The organism is Pseudomonas sp. c313 (genome assembly GCF_055407145.1).
Genome location: NZ_JBUZRD010000004.1, coordinates 400677 through 424731, shown reverse-complemented (window position 1 = coordinate 424731; position 24055 = coordinate 400677). Strand labels below are relative to the sequence as shown.

The following is a 24055-nucleotide window of genomic DNA, read 5'->3' as shown; positions in this document are numbered from 1 at the left end:
AGCGTCACAGTACATAGCGCATGATTGCCACGAAATGCAACAAACTCCCGCCAATCACGAACAAATGCCAGATCCCATGGGAGTGCCGCAGACGGTGCTCCAGGGCAAAGAAAATAATACCCACGGTGTACAACACCCCGCCCGACGCCAGCCAGATAAACCCCGCCGTACCCAACGCCGCAATCAGCGGTTTGACTGCCACCAGCACAATCCAGCCCATCACCGCATAGATCACGATCGACAGAATCCGCGCCTCCGAGCGTGGTTTGATCTCTTGCAGGATGCCAATCACCGCCAGTCCCCAGACAATCCCGAACAGCGTCCAGCCCCACGGCCCGCGCAGGGTCACCAGGCAAAACGGCGTGTAGCTGCCGGCGATCAGCAGGTAGATCGAAAAGTGATCGACCTTCTGCATGATCTCTTTTTTGCGCCCACGCACGCTGTGATAAACCGTTGACGCGCTGTACAGCACCAACAGCGTGAAACCATAAATCGCCACGCTGACAATCTTCCAGGGGCTGCCATCGAGACTTGCAACCACCAACAGCCACACCGCGCCGACAAAGGCCGCGACCGCCCCAAGCAAATGGCTCCAGGCGTTAAATCGTTCCCCGTGATACATGTGTCACTGACCTCCAATAGCCTGTGTTGCCAACAAGGCTCATGCCTGGCGAGGGATAGTGCAAGGCCGTTCTGATGTCCGCGACTCAAGATGCGCTACATGCCTGGGAGCGCGCAGGTTTTAGGGGCACAATCGAGCGCATTCGAACAAGAGTCACGGCCATGCTGATCGACGAAGAATTCACCCTCAAAAAACTGGAAATCTTCCTGGCGTTCATGCGTACCGGCAACCTGGCCCGGGCGGCAGCCGAGTTGCAGACCAGCAACGTCAGCGTGCACCGGGCGATCCACTCCCTGGAAAACGCCCTGCGCTGCCCGCTGTTCAAGCACGAAGGCCGCAACCTCACACCGCTGGAAAGCGCCTATGTGCTGGAGGAGCGCGCACAAAAGCTGATCCAGGACGTGGTCGACAGCGTACGCCTGACCCGTGAAGCCGCCGGGTTCTCCGCCGAGCGTTTCAAACTGGGTTCCCTGTATTCCCTGACGGTGAAGACCGTGCCACAGCTGATCATGGGCCTGAAAATCCGCCGCAGCGAGCTGAACATCGACCTGATCCTGGGCTCCAATTTCGACCTGCTGTACAAGCTCAAGAACATGGAAGTGGACGCGATCCTGATCTCCCTGGATGACAACGCCTGCGACTCGGACTGTGAGCAAATCGCGCTGTTTTCCGATGACATATTCCTCGCCACGCCTGCCGATTCGCCCTTGGACCGCGAACAGGAAGTCGACCTGGCCGATGTGCGCGACGCCACCTTCATCACCCTGACCCAAGGCTTCGCCACTCACCAGGATGGCAATCGGGTGTTCAAGCAGGCTGGCTTCGAGCCCAAGGTGGCGATGCAGGTCAACGACATCTTCACGCTGCTGAGCATGGTCAGTTCAGGGGTGGGGTATGCGCTACTGCCGGGGAGAATTGCGGCGGTGTATGAGAATCGGGTGAAGCTGATTCCGTTGCAGCCGCGCTATCGGTTACAACAGCGCATCGGCGTGATGTTCTTGAAGGCCAAGGAACGCGACCCGAACTTGCTCGCGCTATTGGCAGAGTGTCGGATGTATGCCAATCGGCAGGCCTGACACCCCACGGGCCGTTGTGGCGAGCGGGCTCGCCACAACAAGTCGTGCTCATACCACAGCAGTCAGGGCTTTAGCCCACCAACCCGCGCATGATCAGAAACAGCAACGACGGCCCCAGCAAACACCCCAGGGCTGTATAAAAAGCCGCCGTCAGGCAACCGTAAGGCACCAGCTTCGGATCGGTCGCCGCCAACCCGCCGGCCACACCGCTGGAGGTGCCCATCAGCCCGCCGAAGATCACCGCGCTGCGCGGACTGTTAAGGCCAATCAGGGGAGCTACGAACGGCGTCATCACCATCACCAGAATGGCCTTGATCAACCCGGCGGCAATGGACAACGCCATAACCTCGGAACTGGCACCAATCGCCGCACCGGTCACCGGCCCAACGATATAGGTCACGGCGCCAGCACCGATGGTGGTCAAGCTTACTGCATCGGTGTACCCAAACGCCATGGCCACCCCCACCCCAGCGATAAACGATGAGCCAACGCCGACAAACAGCGCCAACACACCGACGTACCCTGCCCGCTTGAGTTCATCAACACTGACGCCAAACGCGGTGGCGACGATGGCAAAGTCCCGCAGCATCGCCCCGCCCAGCAGGCCGATGCCCGACAGCAACGGGATATCCACCACGCCTTTTGAGCCACCGGTAAAGGCACCGCCGACATAGGACAGGACCAACCCCAGCAAAATGGCGATGGCCGAGCCATGCAGACGGCCCTTGGTGAAGGTGTCGGAGATCCAGTAGGAGACCCACATCGTCAGGCCAATCACCGCAAAACCGCTGATCAGGCCGTAGCCGGTGATCACTTTCATCATGGATTCATACATGGCAATCACCCGGCTTCTTTGGTGGGGACAACCGCACTCGGCTCACGGTTTCCGATGCGCACCAGCACCGGTACCAGGGCAAAGGCCACGACCACGGCAGCGGTTCCGGCAAGAATGGCCATGGGGCCGCCACTGATGGCGCCGTAGACGTTTTGCTGGGCAGCCATGGCCACCACAATCGGGATATAAATCGCCGCCCAGAAGCTCACGCCCTGTTCCGACTTGCCGGTAAACAAGCCGCGCTTGCCCAGGTAGCTGCCCAGGCCGATCAACAGCAACATGGCAATCCCCACCCCGCCGACGTTGGCCGGGATGCCCATCCATTTCCCCAGCAGATCGCCGACAAACAGGCCCGCCAGGGTACACAGCGCCAAAAACGCCACACCGTAAATAATCATGCTGGTTGTCCTCAAAGTGCTTCATCGAAATTGTTGTTTTTGTGCTTCGAAAGCCTCGGGTGCTGCTTTATCGGTGGCGGCGGCCCTCCTCTCGCAACAGGGCCTGCAAGGTGTCCAGGCGAGCACCTTCGAAGGCGATCACCGTGCCTTGCTCAAACACTCGCCGCGCCAGGCCGCTGAGCACCGCGCCCGGGGGCAACTCAATCTGCAGGCGTACGCCGCGTTCGTAGGCGCTTTGCACGGTGCCGCGCCAGTCGACGATGCGGCACATGTTGAAGGCCAGGTCGTCGCGCAGGTGTTCGATATCGCGGATCGGCCGGGCGCGGGTGCTGCTCAGATAAGTGCTGGTTGGGGCTTTCAACGTAACGCTGGCAAATGCCTCGGCCAGGGCGTGGGCCGGTTTTTCCAGCAGCGGGCAATGGGACGGCACGCTGACGGCCAGGCGCCTGGCGACACCCGTGCCTCGTACCAGTGCCGCGACTGCCTTCATTGCATCATCGCTGCCGGCGATCACGGCTTGATTGTCGGCGTTGATATTGGCCAGGTAGACCGGTGTTTGTGGGCTGTGGACTTGAACGAGGAGTGCTTCGACGGCGGGCAATTGCAGGCCGATGACCGCGGTCATTCCATAGCCCTGTGGATAAGCCTGTTGCATCAACTCACCGCGCAGGCTGACCAGTTTCAACGCGTCGCTAAACGCCAGGGAGCCCGCAATCACCGCTGCCGGGTAGGCGCCGATGGACAGGCCTGCGACGTAGTCCGGTGTTTGCTCAAGCATCCGCGCACTGGCAACGCCTGCGATCAACAGGCATAGCTGGACCGCACGGGTCGAAGACAGCGCCTGGGCCGAATCGAGATTGCGCACCTCTTCGCCCAAGGCGTCGCTCGCCTCCTGCAACACCACTGCGGGCAAATGCTCGAGCATGCCCGGACGCTGGGCGCCCTGCCCCGGGAACACCAAAAGGCTGCTCATGCCACTGCCTGCCAGGGATCAAGGACCAGATGCGCACCGCTGGCGCTTTTCAACAACACGCGCCGCGACGGACCGGCCCACTCACGCAAGGCGACCGCTCCTTGCGGGGCTTGCAGCTGCAGGTCTACCGGGCACACAGCGGTATCCAGTAACGCCAATAGTTCACGGGCGGCATTGCGCTCCAAGGGTTGCGGCGTGCGCAGAATCAGGTCCAGATCACTGCGTGCATGCAGCGCTTCAACGCCGCTGGCCAGCTCGAAACCGGCACTGCCGCTGACGCCCCAATCCAGCCCGAACTGTTCCAGCAATGGCCGCAGTTGATCGAGCGCCTGTAACGCCGGCAAGTCACGTGGCGAATGCACGCTGCGCAATTGCTCCGGACTTGTCCGGCGCTGAATAGCAGCCACCGGCATGACCGCGCCATAACGCTGTTCTCGCAACGGCCCGCGCACGCCCACCGACACCTGACCTACAGCGGTCATGGCACGGCGCACCACCACGGGGTGCCCAGCGCTCAGCGCATCCAACACCCACGACGGCGCATCGCCAGCAAAGTGCTCTGGCGTCATCCCCCAGAGCAAGTCATGGGGCAGCACACCCTTCACCACTGCTCACGCAACAGCTGGCGAACATGGGCGGAAGCGGCTCGATTGCTGGCGCCCAGGCGACCGCTCAAGTCACGACCGCCGGCCTGCACGTCCTTGATCGCCTGCACCAGGCAGTCGCTCACCCGAGCCAGATCGTCCGCCGTCGGCTGCTCGATCTGGCTGACCGACAAGGTCTCCCACAGCAAACCGAGGCTGGCAAAGCTGTCGATGTCATAGGCCATGGGCGGAACGCTGGCGGCCAAGGCTTCCAACTCCTCGACGCTGCGCAGGGTTACCCGCGCCGCCGAAGCCTTGCCCATAGCGTGAACCATCACACCGGGATCGCGCAGGGCGATCAAGCGGTTGGCCTGGTAACCATGGGCGAGAAACGCGCCGGACATGGCCTTGCCCACCAGCAGCGCAATCACCGGATGCCCGGCCAACCGAGCGCGAGCGTAACTGTCAGCGGCAGCGGCCAGGGCTTGATGGATGCCCAGGGCTTCTTCGCGGCGACCGTAGGCCTGGCTAGGCACGTCGACGATGGCGATCAGCGGGCGCTTGTCGCCCGTGTTGATAGCTTCATCGATGGCCTTGGCCAAGCCCCAGCCTTCCAGCAAACCGACTTCACCATTGCGCGTACGGGGGAAGCGGTTTTGCGGGTCGGTGACGACAGCGATGAAGCGCACCTGTTGATCACCGAGCGCGCCATCGGCGACTTTCAGCGAATTCGGCAAACCGTTTACAGGAATGGCGCCGGTGCTCAATGCATTGAACCACTGCAAACCTCTCATGACCGTTCTCCCCGATACAGGTCGCGAACCGTTGCCGGGTCGATTTGCGGTTCGGCGTCCAGGCGCGCGAGGCGTTTAAGGTAGTGATCGGCCTGGCGGCTGCGTTGAATACTGGGCAAACCTTGCTGCAACAACTCAGTGATTTGCTGTTGAATCTGCGCCACATCGTCCGCTACATAGCGGTCGGCCAGGCCGCTGGCAAAGCGCTGTTCGCCACCGGTCAGGCTCCAGATAAAGGGCCGGTCGCGGGAGTCGTATTCCTCAAGGCCAGCTTCCTGTTCGATCACTTGCGGGCCGTTCAGACCCAGCCGTGCTTCGCGGGTGACCACCAGATAACTGCACAAGCCTGCGGCAATGGACATGCCACCAAAGCAGCCAACGCTGCCCGCCACCACACCGATCACCGGCTGGTACTGGCGCAGGTCGACAATCGCGGCGTGGATATCGGCAATCGCCGCCAGCCCCAGGTTGGCTTCCTGCAAACGCACGCCACCGGTTTCCAGCAGCAACACGGCGCGAGTGGGAATGCCATTGCGGTTGTCTTCAGCGGCCAGTTCCAGGGCCCCGGCGATTTTCGCCCCGCCCACTTCACCGAGGCTGCCGCCCTGGAAATTGCCTTCGATAGCGGCGATCACCACCGGCAAACCACCGATGCTGCCCTTGGCAATCACCACGCCGTCGTCGGCTTGCGGGACAACGCCCTGGCGAGCCAGCCACGGCGACATCACCCGCTGGAACGGGTCGATCAGTTCACGAAAACTGCCCTGGTCGAGCAAGGCCTTGGCCCGCTGCCGGGCGCCGAGTTCGACGAAGCTGTGTTTATTGAGCAAGTCATTCATGACCGATCTCCTCGAAGCCTTGCTCCAGGCGCAAGCGCACCACGCCGGGGGTGGCGCCGAAGTCGTGGATATCAATGTTCAGGGCCGGTGGCGTCTGTTCCTGGAAGATCCGCTCGAACAGATGCTGCCAGCGTTGTTCGGCGCCATTGACCGAGGTTTGCACCTGGATCGTCAGGGTACCCGCCGTGCCCGGTTCCAGCAGCACTTCTAGGTCACCGGAGCCGACGCAACCCACCAGCGCACGACCTTTGGCGGGCTGCCCGGCGGGGAATTCAAAGGACAAGGTTTCCATCAAAACGCTCCGTCGCAAGACTCGATGCGGTCGATAAACAGGCAGGCAGCCAACAGGTCGGCGGCGCCGCCTGGGGAGGCATTCAAGGCGAGCAGTTGTTGATCCAGTTCATGCAGGCGGCGACGCCCTGCAAGGCTCGCGCTACCACCGGCATCCAGCACGGCTTGGGCGCCTTGCTGCATGGCGTTTAAACCTTCGGTGCCGGCGCGGTAGAGCACGCAGGTGTCGGCCAGGTCGGTCATGATCGCCAGCAACGCGTCGAGGCGGGCGTTCTGTTCGCCGTGCTGTTGCAGGCGGCTTTTTTGCAGTTGCGGCAGGCCGCGTTGCAGGAGCGATGGGAAGCCCAGTTGCGCTTCTTCACGGGCACCGCGAGCGCCGTAGCGTTGGGCGACCAGGGCGCCGTGGCTCAGCGACTGGGGCGCATGGCGGTCGTTGAGCAAAGCCAGGCGGGCGGCGCGCAAGGTCAGCTCGCTGGCTTGGCTGGATTCAGGTTCCAGCGCGGCAGCGGCCACCAACAACCCCAACGCCCAGATCGCCCCGCGATGCGTGTTCACCCCGCCCGTGGTGGTGAGCATCGACTGTTCACCTTCGCGACCAATACACCCAAGGGCTTCGCGCAGGGGTAAACCGACCTCGCCGAACTCGATGGCCGCTTCAGCCATTGCCTTGAACGCCGGCCACAGGGACAACGCCGAGACGTGCATCAGGCCCAGGTGCAAATCACTGTGGGCGCCATTGCCACGGCGGTCCACCAGGGCCGGTTTGGGCGACAGGTCGGCCTCATCGATCAACGCATCTACGGCCAGGTCGGCCAAGTGTTCAGCCAATGTCAGCTTATGCAATTTGAGTGCGTTCATTTACCAGCTCCTGAACTTGGCGGGTGGGTTGTACAAACCACCGGACCACTCCACCAAATCGGCCACGCTTTTCGCCGCGAGCAACTCGCGGGTGGCGTCGGTGCGGCGGATACCAAGGTCTTCGGGCAGCGCAATCAGGCCTTCGCGGCGCATGCGCGCAGTGTCCTTGGGGTTGTGGCGCATACCGATGGCAGTCACCCCCGCGACGGCGGCGATCATCGCCTGGCGCTCTTCCAGGGAGCGGGCTTTGTACAGGTAGGCGATGCCTTCTTCGGTGAGCAGGTGGGTGACGTCGTCGCCGTAGATCATGATCGGCGCCAGGGGCATGCCGCTTTTGCGCGCCACTTCCACCGCGTCCAGCGTTTCGACGAAGGTCGGTTTGCCGCCTTCCTGGAAGGTCTCGACCATTTGCACCACCAACTTCTTGCCGCGTTCGAGCAAGGCTTCGGGGGCATCATCGTGGCGCATGTCGAGCCAGGCTGGGGTGCCGTGGCGGCGACCGCGCGGGTCATGGCCCATGTTCGGCGCCCCACCAAAACCGGCGAGGCGACCACGGGTCACGGTAGATGAATGGCCGTCGCCATCCACTTGCAATGTGGCACCGATAAACAGGTCCACCGCGTATTGGCCGGCCAATTGGCAGAACATCCGGTTGGAACGCATCGAGCCATCTCGGCCGGTGAAAAACACATCCGGGCGGGCGGCGATGTAGTTTTCCATGCCCAGTTCGGTGCCGAAGCAATGCACGCTTTTCACCCAGCCGCTTTCGATAGCGGGGATCAGGGTTGGGTGCGGGTTGAGGGTCCAGTTGCGGCAGATCTTGCCCTTCAGGCCCAGGGATTCACCGTAGGTCGGCAGGATCAACTCGATGGCGGCGGTGTTGAAACCAATGCCGTGGTTCAGGGACTGGACGTTGTGTTTCTCATAGATGCCACGGATCGCCATCATCGCCATCAACACATGCACCGGCTTGATGTGCCGTGGGTCGCGGGTGAACAGCGGTTCGATGTAGAAAGGTTTGTCGGCCACCACCACGAAGTCGACCCAACTTGCCGGAATGTCGACACGGGGCAAGTCGCTGACGTCATCCACCAACTGGTTGACCTGGACGATGACAATGCCATCGCTGAAGGCCGCCGGTTCGATCAGCGCCGGGGTGTCTTCGGTACTGGGCCCGGTGTAGATATTGCCGGCGCGGTCGGCCATAAAGCCGGCGCAAAGGACCACGTTGGGAATCAGATCCACCACCAGCCGTGCATAGAGCTCGATGTAGGTGTGAATCGCACCGATTTCCAGCAGGCCGTCTTCCAGCAACTGGCTGATGCGCAGGGATTGGGTGCCGGCAAAGGAGAAGTCCAGCTTGCGGGCGATGCCCTTTTCAAACAGATCCAGGTGCTCGGAGCGGCCGACACTGGGCATGATCATGTGCAAATCGTGGAGCTTGGCCGGGTCGGTCTTGGCCAGGGAGCGAGAGAGAAAATCGGCCTGCTTCTGGTTGTTGCCTTCCAGGACTACGCGGTCGCCGGGGAGGATCAGGGCTTCCAGGGCTTCGATGATTCGCTCACTGGGGAGGACGGCGCCGTCGGCGAAAGACTTTACCAGCGCCAGCCGCCGCTGCTTCTCATCGCGCCGCCGCGTCCAGCGCGAGCCGGGGGTTATTGTTGTTGTCATGGTCACTCCACGGGGGTTGTGTCGTGAGATGTACCTTAGGAGTGAATCAGGGAGGTATCAATCAAGCTCGGCGGTGGATTGTTACGGCTGGAGTAACGGTTCTACAGTAAACGCGGGGCTCGAATTCAAAGAAAATCAAATGTGGTGTTGATCAGTCCCAGGTCTGGCAAACCAGCCCCTTTTCGACATCGCCCAACAGAGACACCGCGTTCTCGACCAGTTGTCCTAGCAGCCCCTCATCCTCATCCATGTACCCTTCATACTCCGCCAAGTTGCGACGCTCGTGGCATAACGCAAACAGCCTCACTTGGACCTTGCTGGCTCCCGTGGTATGGATCAGGCATTGAAAGACCAGATAGCGCTTGTCCGAGCGATAGCCTTGCAAGCGCAGAGCTGTGAGGGCGATGGCATGGGCGGCGTTGTAAGCCAGATCGAAACGGCTGGCGAAAGACAATTGCGCAGTGCTCGCGTCCTTCAACCGGTCCCAGGCCGAGCGCATCAAGCCATCACACTCCTTGCGGTCCGGCGGCTCAGCCTTCAAGCCACCACTACGTTGCAGATTCTCCAGGTTTGCGTTGCTGTCCATCCTTGGACTCCACGGGGTTTTCCCCAATGAGGTTGATCTTGTCCTGCTCCGCCACCCGCAGCACGAAACTGTTCCCGGCATTCCATTTGCCGATCCAGTCTTGCGGGGCGTAAAGCGTAGGGTTGATGGTGCGGCCCAGTTGCTCTTCCAACGGCATGAGCTGCTCCATGACTTCACTGTAGTTGAGGCTTTCACCGATCAGCATCAGATCTATGTCACTGGATGAGTGCGCCTCGCCCTTGGCAATGGACCCGTAGATAAAGGCCCACTTCAACTGCGCCGCAAACGGAGCCAATGCATTGCGCAGTGGCTCGTCCAGGCTCAAGGTTTTGCGCACAATGGCCAACAGTTCCGAATAGATGGGGCACTGCGGATTGGCTTGGTAATGGGTCTGGTTGCCCTGGCGCGTGACGCTCAAGATGCCCGCCAACTGCAAACGCTCCAGCTCGCGGGTTAGGCTGCCCTTGCCCACTTGGGCCCAGCGGGCGATTTCGTTGGTGAAGAAGCTCTGGTCGGGCTTGCCAAAGAGCAAACCCAGGACTTTTTGCTGGGTCACGGTGAAGAGCACAGTGCTGAGTGGCAAGGTTTGCATGGCAGCGACCAAAGAGTCCCAAAAAGGGAACGATAGGTCCCTTTTTGGGACTGATCAAGTTTTAGTGTGCAAAAGATGGAGCAACTTGTTCCAGTGCCTGGTCCACCAGCAACTGCCCAAGCTCACTCATCTGTTGAATCGCCAGCAGCACCCCGTGCGGTGAACCTTCCAGCTCACTTCTGCGCGCAGCCGCCATAAAGCAGTGAACACAAAAAACGCCCGTTGGATGGCTTAGCGCGAGAAGTTGCAGGAAAACCCCGAAGACAGCGATCAACATTGTGGCGAGGGAGCAAGCTCCCTCGCCACAGGGGTAATTAATTGCCCATGAAAAATGTGCAGCTCAGGCTAATCCGGACTCCACCAACAACGCTTCCAACCCCATCAAATCCGGCACCTTTGCCACATGCTCCCCCACCTGCACCGCTGCTAGCTCCAGCGAACACAGCGGTACATCGACATAGCTCAACTGGCTGTCGAGTTTGTAAGAGCGCGGAATCCCCTGAATCACCAGCGCAATAAACTTCAACGTCGGCCGCCCGCCCAAGGTATTGAGCACCACGATCCGCGCTCGCTCCCCCACGACACTGGCGCTACCGCAAGCCGCCTCAAAGCTGATCAACGGCAACTGCCGATCCCGCCACGTAACCTGGCGCAAATACCACGGCGGCGCATCGCTGGCCGGCTCACCACGCTGGAAATCGATCAGCTCGGCAACCGCAACATTGGGCAGCAGCAAATGGCGGTCGGCTAAAGGCAGCAGCAACCCGGTGAGTTGGCTGGCGCGGTGGTCAAGCATGATTGGGGCTCCAGTAGGCGATGCTTTCCAGCAACACCGACTCTTGGTAAGGCTTGCCGAGGTAGTCGTTGACGCCGATGGCCATGGCGCGATCGCGGTGTTTCTGCCCGGTGCGGGAGGTGATCATGATGATCGGCAGGTCTTTTAGCCGTGGGTCGTTACGTACCTGGAGGGCCACTTCGAAGCCATCCATGCGCGGCATTTCGATGTCCAGCAGCATCAGGTCCGGAGTGTGCTCTTCCAGCAGGGCAATGGCGTCGATGCCGTCCTTGGCGGTGAGTACATTCATGCCGTTACGCTCCAGCAGGCGGCTGGTGACTTTGCGCACGGTGACCGAGTCGTCCACCACCAGCACCAACAGAGGGCGTTTTTGCTGGGGTTCGTTGACCGCCAATTGACTGTCCGTCCTCAGGGATGGCTGCGCCGGTTGCAGCGCTCGAATGTGCGCCAGCAGGTCGATGATCAGCACCACCCGGCCATCGCCGAGAATAGTCGCACCGGACAAGCCCTTGACCCCGGCAAATTGTGGGCCCAGGCCCTTGACCACAATCTCCCGGGTGCCGGCCATGGCGTCCACCTGCACGGCGATGCGCCGCTCGTTGCATTGCACCAGCAGCACCGGCAGCGGCAGGCTCTGGCCCAGCAGTTTCGGCCGGGCGACGGTGTGCAGCAACTCGCCCAGGTAGTACAACTCGTAACGCTGCCCGGCGTATTCATAGACAGGCGGGTCGAGCTGGTAATGACCTTCCAGCTCATTGGGCAACACCCGCACCAGGCCTTCGATGGTGTTGAGCGGGATTGCATATTGATCGTCCGCGCACTGCACCATCAACGCCCGGTTGACGGACACGGTGAACGGCAAGCGAATGCGAAAATGCACGCCCTGCCCCGGCGTGGAATCGATGACCATGGAGCCGCCGAGCTGACGCACTTCTTCGTGCACCACGTCCATGCCGACGCCACGCCCGGAAATCTGGGTGATTTTTTCCGCAGTGGAGAACCCCGGTTGCAGAATGAACTGCAAGACATCGCGGTCGCTGATCTCCAGCGCAGGGTCGAGCAAACCGCGCTTGATCGCCTTGCGCCGCACTGCCTCCAGGGGCACCCCGGCGCCGTCGTCGCGCATGTCGAAGACGATGTCGCCGCCTTCATGGGTCAGGTCCAGGGTAACCCGGCCTTTTTCCGGTTTGCCCGCCAACAGCCTCGCATCACGGGACTCCAGGCCATGGTCGACGGCGTTGCGCAGCATGTGCTCCAGGGGTGCGACCATGCGCTCCAGCACGTTGCGGTCCATCTCACCTTCGGCATTGCCGACGATAAACTCAACGTCTTTGCCCAGCTCGCCGGCCACTTGCCGCACGATACGCTTGAGCCTTGGCAGCATGCGCTCGAATGGCACCATGCGCGTGCGCATCAGGCCTTCCTGCAATTCGGTATTGATCCGCGCCTGTTGCTGCAACAGGTTCTGTGCATCCTGATTGCGCTGGTCGAGGGTTTCCTTGAGGTCCAGCAGGTCGGAAGCCGATTCGAACAAGGCGCGGGATAATTGTTGCAACTGGGAATGACGGTCCATTTCCAGCGGATCGAATTCTTCATAACCCAAGCGCTCGGCTTCGGCCTGCTGGCGGCTGAGAATCCGCCCCTGGGTTTCGGTATCCAGCCTTCGCAGCTGGTCGCGCATGCGCTCGATGGTGGTTTCCACCTCGTGAAGGGCACTGCGTGCATCGTTGACTTGCTGCTCGATACGCCCGCGAAAGATCGAGGTTTCGCCGGCCAGGTTGACCAGGTCGTCCAGCAACTCGGCGGAGATTTTCACCATGTCGGCGGCCGGCTCATTGACCGGTACGGCCTCGGCCTTGATTGCTGGCAGCGTCACAGGCACCACCTGATCTTCGGCTGGACGCACCAGGCTTCTGATCCGCTCGATCAGCTGATCCACCGAGCCCACCGGCATGCCCGCCGTCACCGCTTCAACCATCTGCGCCAGGCGGTCGTGACAACCTTGCAGCAGCGCGAACAGTTCCGCGGACGGCGCCAGCAACCCTGCCGACAAGCCTTCGTAGAGAAACTCCAGCTCGTGGGCCAGGTCGCCAATGGGCCCGATCTCGACCATGCGCGCGCCACCCTTGAGGGTGTGCAGATCGCGCAGCAGGGTTTCCACTTCCTGGCGATTGTGTGGATCAGCCTGCCAGCGCAGCAACGCGGCGCCGGAGCTGTCGAGGATGTCGGCGGCTTCTTCGAGGAAGATCTCCAGCAACTCGGGATCACTGCCAGCCGACTCGACCTCGGGCGCCACAGGCGGCGGCACAAGCCCGGTGTTCTGACGAAGCTCATGCAAATTGCTGATCAGGGCGCTGGAATCACTCAGCGGTTGCTGGTGTTGCAATTGCTCCAACAGCAGCGCCAGTCGCTCGTGGCTGGCCATCAGCACCTGAGCCAGATCGCCAGAGTAGCTGTAACGACGATCCACCAGCCCTTCGTAAAGGTTTTCCAGCTCCAGAGCCAGGTCACCCACGGGGCCGATGTCGGCCATGCGCGCGCCGCCCTTGAGGGTGTACATATCTCGTTGCAAGGACGAAAGCGGCGCCATGCTATCGGGGTCCAGCAGCCAACGCTTGAGGGACTGCCCGGCGCTGTCGAGGATATCCACCGCTTCCTCAAGGAAGATCTCGACGATTTCGTCGTCCACCGCCGAGTCTTGCCCCAACTGCGCCGTCGCGGCGCCGAGTTCAGAAATACTCAGGGCGCGGCTGCCGTCGCTCTTGATCAGCCCGGTGGCGGATGGATCGAGGCCTTCATCCAGCAACTCGCGCAAGGCTCGCACCCGTGCCGACGCAGGGCTGACTTCCTGGCCGGCGGCCAGTTGGTCAAGCATATTGAGCAGCGCTTCGTGGGCCTGCTCAGCCTCATGGAAAAATCGCTCGCTGACCGCCAGGCTGCTCTCTTCAACCGCGCCATACAGGTCGAGCAAGGCTTCGCACAACTGGTCCATCGGGTGCAGGTCGGCCAGGTGCGCGCCCTCCCCCAACGTCGTCAATTCGTCCAGCAGCGCACTGAGTTCCTGACGCTCGCCGGGATGTTGCTGCCAGCGACGCAGGAGGTTTTCCGCGTCCAGCAGGATGTCCATGCCCTGGGCCAGGAAGTTGGCGATCAGGTGTGGATCGCGCTTGCCCCGTAGGCCGGTGCTGGGGGCGTTGAGCAGCGCTTCCAGTTGGCTGTCGAGGCGATTTTGCGTGCGCTCGATCAAGGAAGCGGCGCCGTTGATCGGTGTCAGCGGATCACCCTCCAACTGGCGTAAGCCACGCTGGAACAAGGTTTCGGCTTCCAGCAGCAATTCGATTTCATCCAGGTCCAGCGCCAGGCGGTGGGCCTTGTACTCGCGAGTCAGGTGATCCAGTGGCCGCGCCAGTTCGGCGATGGGCAACACGCCAGCCATATGGGCGCTGCCCTTTAGCGTATGCAACGCCCGTTGCAGTTCGTCACTGACTTGCAGCGGCACATGTTCGGTGGCCTGGTGCAAAAAATGGTTGAGGCTGTCCAGGTGGCTCTGGGCTTCATTGCGGAAGATTTCCAGCAACTGCGGATCGAAGGCCGTCGCATCTTCTTGCACCGCGGCCGGCAGCTCGACACCACTGGCCAGCGCATGGGCACGGGCCGCCAGGTGGTCGACATCGTCCCTTTGGCGCTGGGCATCGACGGCGAAATCGGCGATCAACTCCGGCAGCAGTGCCACCACGTCATTGAGGACCGCCTGCACCTGCGGTCCCGGCGCGACACTGCGTTCGAGCACGCGATTGAGCAGGTTTTCCACCGCCCAGGCCAACTCCGCCAACACCAGCGCACGGACCATGCGACCACTGCCTTTCAAGGTGTGGAAGGCGCGGCGCATTTCGCTCAAGACGGCCTTGTCTTCCAGGCTCGCCGTACCATTTGGCACATAGCGATGTAGCACCTCAAGCACTTCCCCCGTTTCTTCGAGAAAGACCTCGCGCAACTCATCATCCACCGGTTCTTCCCCGGCAGGCGGTGGCAGCAAGCTGCCGGGACCCTGCAGCGCCGGCGGGTTAAGGCGCGAAGTTGGGTTGGCCAGTACCTCGGCCAAGGACTGCGCCTGCGGCGGATCGTTGGGCGCGGGCAGTTCCTGGCGCCACGGCAGTTGGGTCTCGGTCGGTGCATAGCCAAGCGCCATCAGACCCTGGGCGGCAACTTCAAGCACCCGCTCGCCGGGGGCGTCATGGTCCTGGAGCATTCGCTCCAGGTAGTACTCCAGGCTGGTGAGCACATTGGCAAAATGGTCGAGCTGCGCCTCTGAAGGCGCGCTTTCGTTGACCATCAATTGCTCTTGGGCGTAATCATTACCGCCGCGCATCAAGCTCGCTGCGCGGGGCAGCGGGATCATCGCCAGGGCGCCGCGCACCTGGGTCAGCAGCTCTGGCAGGGACTCCAGGCGCTGCTTGTCCCAACCGGCTTCGAGACAGTCAACAATCAGCTCCTTGGCCTGCTTCAGGCACTGGCACGACTCCTTGATGACAAGCTGGTGGATCTGGGTCAGGTCGGTGGTCGGCAGGCGGCTTTCTTCGCGCCTTTCCGGTTCGACGGTGCCAACCATGCCGGCCAATGTTGCTTCGACGTAGAGCAAGGCACCGGCGACATCCATTAACACCGCATCGTTAGGCTCACGCTGCCCCTGGGCCAGGCCTTGCACCACAGCCAGTTGGTCGATGATCACTTTGCGCGGCTGACCGAAGCCCAGCACCGCCAGGGTGTCGGCAATCTGCCGCAGGGGCGACAGCAGGCTGTCGAGATTGGAGGTGTGTTGGCGGTCGCTGCGCACGAACAAATCCAGACGTTCCTTGACCCGTACCAGCTCTTCGCACAGGGCGCCGAGCACCGAGCCCATGGCATCGCGATCGGGTCCCGCCAGGCGCGCGCGCTCGGCGTCCACCACGGCACTGTCGGGCAGTGCTTCGTCCAGGCCGTAGCGTTCTTTCAGGCTTTGCATGCGCGGCGTCGGACGGGTGACTTTGGCGATGTAGAACAGCAAGCTCTTGAGCAACTCATCGGGTGCCGCCGTGTTGATCCCGGCGATGCCCTGGGCCAGCAGGCGCTTGAGTTCCTTGTCGCAGGCCTTGAGCAGGCTGCGCAGGGCCGGACTGTTGGCGATGACGCCGGTGAGCATGCCTTCAGCCAGCGCCGAGGTCACTTGCCACAAGGGCAGCAACGGCGCGCCGTGGCACAGGGCTTCGAGCCGGGCGAAGACCCGCGCCATGTCTTCCAGGTTGCTGGGGCCGTGGTCTTCGCGCAGCAAACCCGCCAAGGCCTGTTGCAGCATTTGCCGCCACTGGCGCAGCAGCTCGGGAAAGTCCTCTGGCGTGCGCTGGGCCAGGGCATCATCGGGCAGCGGCGCAATCACCAGCAGTTGCGGGCTGAACAGGCTGGTTTCCGACAACAGGCTTTCGCCGCGCACGCTGCGCAGATCATTGAGCAGCGGCAACACCACCAGCGGCAGGTCGCGACGAGCGCTGTGCACTCGATCCAGATACAGCGGTAATTGCCCCAGGGCCTGTTGCAGCAGGCGAATGCCTTCGTCGCGCTGGCTGACGCGTTCAGCTTGCAGCGCCAGCGCCAGGTGCTCCATTTCTTCGGCGAGCAGGGCCGCGCCGTAGAATTCGACCATCAGCAAACTGCCATGGACCTGGTGAATGCACTCAAGGCAGCCCGAAATCGCCTCGCGGCTCGAATCGTCGACAAAGGCGTCCAGCGCCGAACGGGCCTGCTTCAGGGTTTCGGCAATTTCGCCCTTGACCCATTCGAGGGCTACGTAGTCGTGCCGGTCAACCATAACGACTCCCGTCAGAATTCATGAATTGCAGTGTCGCTGACATCAATCCACATCCACCTGCCGAGCCGGCGGCAAGGTGAACCCCGACACCGAGCGCCGCAATTGACTGGCCATTTTCGCCAGGTTGCCGATGCTTTCGGCCGTGGCCGTAGAGCCCGACGAGGTCTGGCTGGTGATCTGCTGGATCACGTTCATGGTCAGGGATATCTGCCCCGCCGACGAGGTCTGCTGTTGCGCCGCATTGGAGATGCTCTGGATCAGCGCGGCGAGGGTTTTCGACACGCCTTCGATCTCTTCCAGCGCTACCCCGGCGTCCTGGGCCAACCGGGCGCCGCGCACCACTTCGGTGGTGGTTTGCTCCATGGAAATAACCGCTTCGTTGGTGTCGGTCTGAATCGCCCGCACCAGGGTTTCGATCTGCCGGGTAGCGGCCGAAGAACGCTCCGCCAGACGCTGTACTTCGTCTGCCACCACCGCGAAACCGCGCCCGGCATCACCGGCCATGCTGGCCTGGATCGCGGCGTTGAGGGCGAGGATATTGGTCTGCTCGGCGATGTCGTCGATCAGGCTGACGATGTCGCCAATTTCCTGGGACGATTCCCCCAGGCGCTTAATGCGCTTGGCGGTGTCCTGGATCTGTTCGCGGATGTTGTCCATGCCATGGATGGTGTTGTGCACCACCTCGTTGCCCTTGTTGGCGATTTCCACCGAGCGCTCTGCCACAGCCGAGGATTCGGCGGCGTTGGCCGATACTTGATCAATGGATTGGGCCATCTGATTGATCGCCGTGGAAGCTTCGGCGATCTGCTGGGCCTGGTGCTCCGAGGCTTGGGCCAGGTGCATGGCGGTGGCCTGGGTGTCCTGCACCGCGCCGGCGACTTGGCCGGCGGTGAGGTTGATAGTCGCCACCAGGTCGCGCAGTTGGTCTACGGAATAGTTGATGGAGTCAGCGATGGTGCCGGTAAAGTCTTCGGTCACCGAGGCAGTGACGGTGAGGTCGCCGTCGGCCAGGTCTTCGATTTCGTCCAGCAAGCGCATGATCGCGTTCTGGTTGCGCTCGTTCTTTTCAGCGGTTTCGCGCAGTTGGCGATTGGTCTCGCGCACCATCACCAAGCCGATCAGGATGATCGAGGCCAGCGCCAGCAAACCCAGCACGTAGCCGCCTATGGTGTCGAAGGTGCGACCGGCCGCCAGGTTTTCAAAACCGGTAGCCAGGTGCGAGGCTTCATCGAGCAGGGTTTGCGACAGGCTGAAAATATTGCTCGCCGAGGCGCGTACCTGGAACAGTTGCGGCGAGGTTTCGAGAATTTCATCCACGGAGCCTGAGACGAATTCGAACAGTTCCGCAATTTCTGCCAGGCGAGCACGGGCGTCGGGGTCTTGCACTTCGGTGATCTTCAGGCCGGCGTTGCCCTGGAGCATGCCGTTGAGTACCAGGCCAAAACGGTTGGCATCGCGGCCAAAGGCATCGGCGGCCTTGACGGCGGTTTCATCGCCGGCGAGCACGGTGTTGACCGCTCCCAGGATTCGCTCGGCCAGCAACGATTGCCGCTGGGCCACGGCCACCTGGCTGGCTGGCGCGCCGCGTTGCAGGAGAATCTCCACGACCTTTTCCGACTCCAGCTGCAATTGCGGCACGGTTTCAGCCAGGGTCGCGGCCACCTGATGCAAGGACAGCACCGTCTGTTCGCTGGCCAGGATCGCGTCGGTGTTCTTCAGCAGCGCTTCCCAGTCATGCTGCACCGCACGCATCTCGCCGCGTACGGCACTGGGTGCAGCAGGCAAGCCGGTGGCCGGGTCGCCCTTTTTGAGGTAACCCCAGCGCTGGGCAAAATCGTTGCGCGCCTCGCTCAGCAGCTTGAACGCGGCACCCTTGCCGGCCGCGGCTTCGGTGGCGTTCTTACCGATACGCTGGGACAGCACCCGCAACTCGCCGGCATGGCCGATGTACTGCTTGTCGTAGGTGGACTGGGTATTGAGGTAGGCAAAGTTGGCGAACAGCAACATGATGAAAATGATCAGGGCGATAAACAGCACAATGATCTGCGAACGGCTACGGGAGGCTTCCTGGGGTTTGGCGGGAGTGACGGTGGTCATGCGGAGACATCCATGAAGCCTGGTGCCTGGGCCAGGGCGAAAGGGCTGAAGACCTGCCACAGCTGGTCGCTGCTGAACTGGCCTTGGATAAACGGCGCGCTGGCCGCTTCATCCATCGACAGCTCGGCGCGTTCCAGCAGGTCCTGGGCAAAATGCTGCAGGCCGACCACTTCATCTACCAGCAGGCCAACAAAGATATCTTCGTGCTCGATCACCAATACTCGCCTCTGTTTGCGCCGCGCAGACAACCCGTGACCGAAGAACCCGCACAGGTCAATGACCGGCAACAGGCGCCCGCGCAGGTTGGCCACGCCCTTGACCCAAGGCTTGACCCCCGGCATCAAGGTGCAGCGCGGCTCGTGCAGCACTTCGGCGACTTCGCCCATGGGCGCCACGTACCAGTGATCACCCAGCCGAAAACCGATCCCGCTCCAGCTGTGCAGCCGGGTTTCCTGGGACGGCAGGTCGGCGGCCAACAGGCGGCAGCGGCGGTCGATGTCCAGCAGCAGTTCAAAGGCGGTTTGCGACTCGGTCATGGGAGCGTGCCGTCAGCCGATCAACACCTTGTTCAGGGTGGCGATCAGGGTCTCTTCATCCACCGGTTTGGTCAGGTAATCCTTGGCGCCTTGGCGCGTGCCCCAAACCTTGTCGGTTTCCTGATCCTTGGTGGTAATGATGATCACCGGGATATGGCCGGTTTCCGGGTCCTTGGTCAACTGGCGCGTCGCCTGGAAGCCGTTGAGACCCGGCATGACGATATCCATCAGCACCGCGTCTGGCTTTTCCTGGCGGGCAAGCGCTACGCCATCACCACCGTTTACGGCCTTGAGGACCTCGTGACCGTGCTTTTCCAGCATGCCGGTCAGTTTGTACATTTCAGTCGGCGAATCGTCGACGATCAGAATACGTGCCATGGTTTTCCCCACTACATTGGTCGATGCAAGCCCATATGGGCCTGCGTCAATGTGCTTGTTCTACTGCAGCGAAACCCGGCACATACGCCTTGATCGCGCTCAGCAGTTCTTCCTTGCTGAAAGGCTTGGTCAAAAACTGATCAGAGCCGACGATGCGTCCCTTGGCCTTGTCGAACAGACCGTCCTTGGAAGACAGCATGATCACCGGTATCGCCTTGAACGACGGGTGATTCTTGACCAGAGCGCAGGTCTGATAGCCATCCAGGCGCGGCATCATGATGTCGACAAAGATAATGTGCGGGTGATGATCAACGATCTTGGCCAAGGCATCGAAACCGTCGATGGCCGTGATGACTTCGCACCCTACGTTCTTCAACAGTGTTTCAGCGGTGCGGCGAATCGTCTTCGAATCGTCGATCACCATCACTTTCAAGGCGCTGGAATGCTGTTCCATATCTGCTCTACCCTCGCCACAGCGAATCGGTTTCGGTGTGCACTGCCTGATGTTGCAAGGGACGAGCGCCAAAACCCTTGCGGTTCAAGGGCCAACACGCCATGGCAGCCTTTTTAGCACAGACTGGTGAGGCAATCTATCAGCCGACCGGCAAGGTGGTTTTTCCTTGACCCACAACACCCACAGCGCCACTCTGACGCCACTTTTATGCGCCCTTATTTGCTAGAGGAAATCCCCCATGAGCGTTCGCGTCGGCATTGTCATGGACCCTATCGCCAGCATCTCCTATAAAAAGGATAGCTCGCTGGCCATGCTGCTGGCCGCCCAGGCCCGCGGCTGGACCCTGTTCTATATGGAACAGCGTGATCTTTATCAGGCCGAAGGGGAAGCTCGGGCACGGATGCGCCCGCTGCAGGTGTTTGCCAACCCTGAGAAGTGGTTCGAACTGGGCGCCGAAATTGACAGCCCCCTGAGCGACCTGGACGTGATCCTGATGCGCAAGGACCCGCCCTTCGACATGGAGTTCGTCTACTCCACCTACCTGCTGGAGCAGGCAGAGCGTGCCGGTGTGCTGATCGTCAACAAGCCCCAGAGCCTGCGCGACTGCAACGAAAAGCTGTTCTCCACGCTGTTCCCGCAGTGCACGCCGCCCACCGTAGTCAGCCGCCGCGCCGATGTACTGCGTGAGTTTGCCGCCAAGCACGGTGATGTGATCCTTAAACCCCTGGACGGTATGGGCGGCACCTCGATCTTCCGGCATCGTGCCGGCGACCCGAACCTGTCAGTGATCCTGGAAACCCTGACGGCGCTGGGCAGCCAGCAAATCATGGCCCAGGCCTATATCCCAGCGATCAAGGACGGCGACAAGCGCATCCTGATGATCGACGGCGAGCCGGTGGACTATTGCCTGGCGCGGATTCCGGCAGCGGGTGAGACCCGTGGCAACCTGGCCGCCGGCGGTCGCGGTGAGGCCCGTCCGTTGACGGACAAGGATCGCTGGATTGCCGCCCAAGTCGGCCCGACCCTGCGCGAAAAAGGCCTGCTGTTTGTTGGCCTTGACGTGATTGGCGAGAACCTCACGGAAATCAACGTCACCAGCCCGACCTGCATTCGTGAAATCGACAATGCCTTTGGCACTAATATCGGTGAAATGCTGATGGCGGCTATCGACCAAAAGCTAAAAGCTAAGTGACATAGAACAGCCAGACACAAACCGACATTGCGTTATCATGCCCCACCTGTGAAATGCGCGATGTTGGTTTTCCTGTTATGACGCTCCCGTCCGAACTGCCCCCCGAACTCTCCCACAGCGGCGTGCGCCCGGCTGATCGGCTCGGATTTACCCTTTTTCTGGCGGCGTTGATTCATTTGGCTCTGATCCTCGGCCTGGGCTTCACCTTCGCCGAACCCAAGCAGATCAGCAAAACCCTGGAAATCACCCTCGCCACCTTCAAAAGCGAAAAGAAGCCGGAAAAGGCTGACTTCCTCGCCCAGGACAATCAGCAAGGCAGCGGCACCCTGGACAAGAAGGCGGTGCCCAAGACCACCAAAGTCGCGCCGTTCCAGGACAACAAGGTCAATAAGGTCACTCCACCGCCGGCCCCCAAGCCTGAGGTCAAGCAGGCCGCGCCGAAGGCCGCCGTTGCCACCGTCGCACCTAAACCGCAAAAAGCCGTGACCCAGCGCGAAACGGTGAAGACCGAGCCGGCTCCCAGCAAACCAGCGCCAACCTTCGACAGCTCCCAACTCTCCAGCGAAATCTCCAGCCTGGAAGCAGAATTGGCCGCCGAGCAGCAGTTGTACGCCAAGCGCCCACGTATTTATCGCCTGAACGCCGCCTCGACCATGCGCGACAAAGGCGCCTGGTATAAGGACGAATGGCGCAAGAAGGTCGAGCGCATCGGCAACCTGAACTATCCGGACGAAGCCAGGCGCCAGCAGATTTACGGCAATTTACGCCTGCTGGTGTCGATCAATCGCGACGGCTCTTTATATGAAGTGCTGGTGCTGGAGTCGTCCGGCCAGCCGATGCTGGACCAGGCGGCGCAGCGGATTGTCCGTCTGGCAGCACCGTTTGCCCCCTTTACCGGGGACCTCGCGGACATTGATCGACTGGAAATCATCCGCACCTGGCGCTTTGCCAAGGGGGATCGGTTGTCCAGCAATTGACTGCCATGCTGATTTCCTGCACATCCTCAGCTTGTCAGTTCGCCCCTCCAACGCCACACTAGCGAACATGAAAAATGTCAGCCCGACCTACCTCAAGCACCAATTCCTGATCGCCATGCCCCATATGGCCGACCCGAACTTTGCGCAGACCTTGACCTATATCGTCGAGCACACGGCCAATGGTGCCATGGGGCTGGTGGTCAATCGCCCACAGCACCTGAGCCTGGCCGACATCCTTGAGCAGTTGCGCCCAGACATCGAGCCGCCGACCAACAGCCAGGGCGTGCCGATCTACATCGGCGGGCCGGTGCAGACTGACCGGGGATTCGTGCTGCACCCTACGGGGCCCAAATTCCAGGCCACTGTGGATCTCGACGGGCTGTCCCTGTCCACCTCCCAGGACGTGCTGTTCGCCATCGCCGATGGCGTCGGGCCACAGCAGAGCCTGATTACCCTGGGTTATGCCGGCTGGGACGCAGGACAACTGGAAGACGAACTGGCCAACAACGCCTGGCTGACCTGCCCGTTCGATGCTGACATTCTGTTCAATACCGCCAGCGAACTGCGCCTTGAAGCCGCGGCGGCAAGGTTGGGCGTCAATCTCAGCCTATTGACCAGCCAGGCGGGGCACGCCTGATGGCCCTGCGTCTTATCCTCGGTTTTGACTACGGCACCAAACAGATCGGCGTCGCCGTCGGCCAGGTGATCACCGGCCAGGCCCGCGAACTGTGCACCTTGAAAGCCCAAAACGGCATACCTGACTGGAACCAGGTCGAAGCCCTGATCAAGGAATGGAAACCCGACGCCGTGGTGGTGGGCTTGCCGCTGAACATGGACGGCACCTCGAGCGACATGTGCCTGCGGGCCGAAAAATTCGCCCGGCGCCTCAATGGTCGCTACAACCTGCCCTTCTATACCCACGACGAACGCCTGACCACCTTCGAAGCCAAGGGCGAACGCCTGGCCCGTGGCGGGCAAAAAGGCAGCTACCGTGACAACCCGGTAGACGCCATTGCGGCCGCCCTGCTGCTGCAAGGCTGGCTGGACGAAAATACCGCTTTATTTGAATCCTGACTGACGCGGCTTGCCGCGTCTTCTTACATTTGAGCCCGCACCTTGCCGACACCCTGCCGTGCAAGGCCTTGAAGGAGCCACCATGAGCCTGCCCAATCCCGCCGAACTTATCCGCCAAATGGCGTCAAGCCTTACGGCACACTTGGAACACCGCGCCATCCGCGAGCCGCGCTTTATCGGCATTCGCACCGGCGGCATCTGGGTGGCCCAGGCGTTGCTGGAAGAGTTGGGCAACGACTCGCCCCTTGGCACCCTGGACGTGTCCTTCTATCGCGACGACTTCAGCCAGAACGGCCTGCACCCGCAAGTGCGCCCTTCGGCCCTGCCCTTCGAGATCGAAGGCCAGCACTTGGTGCTGATCGATGATGTGCTGATGAGCGGCCGCACCATCCGCGCCGCCCTCAACGAACTGTTCGACTACGGCCGCCCGGCCAGCGTGACCCTGGTCTGCCTGCTGGACCTAGACGCTGGCGAGTTGCCCATCAGCCCGGACGTGGTCGGCGCCACCTTGTCGCTGGGCGCTCAGCAACGGGTAAAATTGTCCGGCCCTGCGCCGCTCAAACTCGAACTGCAAGAGCTTGCCCTTTAAC

Annotated in this window: 25 protein-coding genes; 6 read left to right on the top strand and 19 right to left on the bottom strand. The window is 61.5% G+C overall.

Annotation, left to right across the window (positions count from 1 at the left end):
* Nucleotides 1–4: 4 nt before the first annotated feature.
* Complete coding sequence (gene trhA, locus ACZRKZ_RS15600; RefSeq protein WP_463982014.1) at nt 5–622, bottom strand: PAQR family membrane homeostasis protein TrhA; 618 nt, start codon at nt 620–622, stop codon at nt 5–7.
* A gap of 161 nt (nt 623–783) precedes the next feature.
* On the opposite strand from trhA, the gene ACZRKZ_RS15595 reads away from it, so the two are divergent.
* On the top strand, nt 784–1698 hold the full coding sequence (locus ACZRKZ_RS15595; protein WP_463982013.1) for a LysR family transcriptional regulator: 915 nt from the start codon (nt 784–786) through the stop codon (nt 1696–1698).
* 70 nt (nt 1699–1768) lie between these two features.
* On the opposite strand, the gene madM is transcribed toward ACZRKZ_RS15595, so the two are convergent.
* The 18 genes from madM to pilG all read right to left on the bottom strand — a co-directional run bounded on the left by madM (nt 1769) and on the right by pilG (nt 20222).
* Nucleotides 1769–2533 carry a malonate transporter subunit MadM gene (gene madM / locus ACZRKZ_RS15590; RefSeq protein ID WP_133102413.1) on the bottom strand — a complete coding sequence of 255 codons (765 nt, stop codon included), beginning with the start codon at nt 2531–2533 and terminating at the stop codon, nt 1769–1771.
* A 5-nt stretch (nt 2534–2538) separates the two neighbouring features.
* Nucleotides 2539–2931 (bottom strand): malonate transporter subunit MadL, encoded by a 393-nt coding sequence (madL, locus tag ACZRKZ_RS15585; protein ID WP_463982012.1) that lies wholly within the window; start codon nt 2929–2931, stop codon nt 2539–2541.
* Between the two features lie 67 nt (nt 2932–2998).
* Entirely contained in the window at nt 2999–3904 is a 906-nt protein-coding gene (gene mdcH / locus ACZRKZ_RS15580) for a malonate decarboxylase subunit epsilon (protein WP_463982011.1), read from the bottom strand.
* Nucleotides 3901–4500 carry a malonate decarboxylase holo-ACP synthase gene (locus ACZRKZ_RS15575; RefSeq protein WP_463967930.1) on the bottom strand — a complete coding sequence of 200 codons (600 nt, stop codon included), beginning with the start codon at nt 4498–4500 and terminating at the stop codon, nt 3901–3903. Before ACZRKZ_RS15575 ends, mdcH begins: the two co-directional genes overlap by 4 nt.
* 5 nt (nt 4501–4505) lie before the next feature.
* The gene (mdcE, locus tag ACZRKZ_RS15570) at nt 4506–5282 is read right to left on the bottom strand and encodes a biotin-independent malonate decarboxylase subunit gamma (RefSeq protein WP_463982010.1); all 777 of its coding nucleotides are present in this window, start codon (nt 5280–5282) and stop codon (nt 4506–4508) included.
* The gene (locus ACZRKZ_RS15565; protein ID WP_463982009.1) at nt 5279–6121 is read right to left on the bottom strand and encodes a biotin-independent malonate decarboxylase subunit beta; all 843 of its coding nucleotides are present in this window, start codon (nt 6119–6121) and stop codon (nt 5279–5281) included. Before ACZRKZ_RS15565 ends, mdcE begins: the two co-directional genes overlap by 4 nt.
* Entirely contained in the window at nt 6114–6413 is a 300-nt protein-coding gene (locus ACZRKZ_RS15560) for a malonate decarboxylase subunit delta (protein ID WP_463982008.1), read from the bottom strand. Before ACZRKZ_RS15560 ends, ACZRKZ_RS15565 begins: the two co-directional genes overlap by 8 nt.
* Entirely contained in the window at nt 6413–7270 is an 858-nt protein-coding gene (locus ACZRKZ_RS15555) for a triphosphoribosyl-dephospho-CoA synthase (RefSeq protein ID WP_463982007.1), read from the bottom strand. Before ACZRKZ_RS15555 ends, ACZRKZ_RS15560 begins: the two co-directional genes overlap by 1 nt.
* On the bottom strand, nt 7271–8941 hold the full coding sequence (gene mdcA / locus ACZRKZ_RS15550) for a malonate decarboxylase subunit alpha (protein WP_463982006.1): 1671 nt from the start codon (nt 8939–8941) through the stop codon (nt 7271–7273).
* A gap of 151 nt (nt 8942–9092) precedes the next feature.
* Nucleotides 9093–9527: a hypothetical protein gene (locus tag ACZRKZ_RS15545; protein ID WP_463982005.1), complete on the bottom strand. Its 435-nt coding sequence runs from the start codon at nt 9525–9527 to the stop codon at nt 9093–9095.
* A complete protein-coding gene (locus ACZRKZ_RS15540) occupies nt 9490–10119 on the bottom strand; it encodes a nucleotidyltransferase domain-containing protein (protein WP_463982004.1) in 630 nt (209 codons plus the stop codon). The genes ACZRKZ_RS15545 and ACZRKZ_RS15540 overlap by 38 nt, the downstream gene beginning before the upstream one ends.
* Before the next feature lie 61 nt (nt 10120–10180).
* Nucleotides 10181–10396 carry a DUF6124 family protein gene (locus ACZRKZ_RS15535; protein ID WP_463982003.1) on the bottom strand — a complete coding sequence of 72 codons (216 nt, stop codon included), beginning with the start codon at nt 10394–10396 and terminating at the stop codon, nt 10181–10183.
* A gap of 63 nt (nt 10397–10459) precedes the next feature.
* On the bottom strand, nt 10460–10915 hold the full coding sequence (locus tag ACZRKZ_RS15530; protein WP_133102421.1) for a chemotaxis protein CheW: 456 nt from the start codon (nt 10913–10915) through the stop codon (nt 10460–10462).
* On the bottom strand, nt 10908–16757 hold the full coding sequence (locus tag ACZRKZ_RS15525; RefSeq protein ID WP_463982002.1) for an Hpt domain-containing protein: 5850 nt from the start codon (nt 16755–16757) through the stop codon (nt 10908–10910). Before ACZRKZ_RS15525 ends, ACZRKZ_RS15530 begins: the two co-directional genes overlap by 8 nt.
* A 42-nt stretch (nt 16758–16799) precedes the next feature.
* Nucleotides 16800–18854 (bottom strand): methyl-accepting chemotaxis protein, encoded by a 2055-nt coding sequence (locus ACZRKZ_RS15520; protein ID WP_463967777.1) that lies wholly within the window; start codon nt 18852–18854, stop codon nt 16800–16802.
* Complete coding sequence (locus ACZRKZ_RS15515; RefSeq protein ID WP_463967776.1) at nt 18851–19390, bottom strand: chemotaxis protein CheW; 540 nt, start codon at nt 19388–19390, stop codon at nt 18851–18853. The genes ACZRKZ_RS15520 and ACZRKZ_RS15515 overlap by 4 nt, the downstream gene beginning before the upstream one ends.
* A 12-nt stretch (nt 19391–19402) precedes the next feature.
* Complete coding sequence (gene pilH / locus ACZRKZ_RS15510; protein WP_463967775.1) at nt 19403–19768, bottom strand: twitching motility response regulator PilH; 366 nt, start codon at nt 19766–19768, stop codon at nt 19403–19405.
* Between the two features lie 46 nt (nt 19769–19814).
* Complete coding sequence (gene pilG, locus ACZRKZ_RS15505) at nt 19815–20222, bottom strand: twitching motility response regulator PilG (RefSeq protein ID WP_133102426.1); 408 nt, start codon at nt 20220–20222, stop codon at nt 19815–19817.
* A 238-nt stretch (nt 20223–20460) separates the two neighbouring features.
* On the opposite strand from pilG, the gene gshB reads away from it, so the two are divergent.
* The 5 genes from gshB (at nt 20461) to pyrR (ending at nt 24054) form a co-directional block, all read left to right on the top strand.
* Nucleotides 20461–21414, top strand: a complete 954-nt coding sequence (gshB, locus tag ACZRKZ_RS15500) for a glutathione synthase (RefSeq protein ID WP_463982001.1) — start codon at nt 20461–20463, stop codon at nt 21412–21414.
* Nucleotides 21415–21491: 77 nt separating this feature from the next.
* The gene (locus ACZRKZ_RS15495; RefSeq protein WP_463967773.1) at nt 21492–22391 is read left to right on the top strand and encodes an energy transducer TonB; all 900 of its coding nucleotides are present in this window, start codon (nt 21492–21494) and stop codon (nt 22389–22391) included.
* A gap of 67 nt (nt 22392–22458) precedes the next feature.
* Nucleotides 22459–23028 carry a YqgE/AlgH family protein gene (locus ACZRKZ_RS15490; RefSeq protein WP_463982000.1) on the top strand — a complete coding sequence of 190 codons (570 nt, stop codon included), beginning with the start codon at nt 22459–22461 and terminating at the stop codon, nt 23026–23028.
* Nucleotides 23028–23465: a Holliday junction resolvase RuvX gene (gene ruvX, locus ACZRKZ_RS15485; protein ID WP_463981999.1), complete on the top strand. Its 438-nt coding sequence runs from the start codon at nt 23028–23030 to the stop codon at nt 23463–23465. Before ACZRKZ_RS15490 ends, ruvX begins: the two co-directional genes overlap by 1 nt.
* Before the next feature lie 82 nt (nt 23466–23547).
* Entirely contained in the window at nt 23548–24054 is a 507-nt protein-coding gene (pyrR, locus tag ACZRKZ_RS15480) for a bifunctional pyr operon transcriptional regulator/uracil phosphoribosyltransferase PyrR (RefSeq protein ID WP_463981998.1), read from the top strand.
* The last annotated feature ends 1 nt before the right edge of the window (nt 24055 follow it).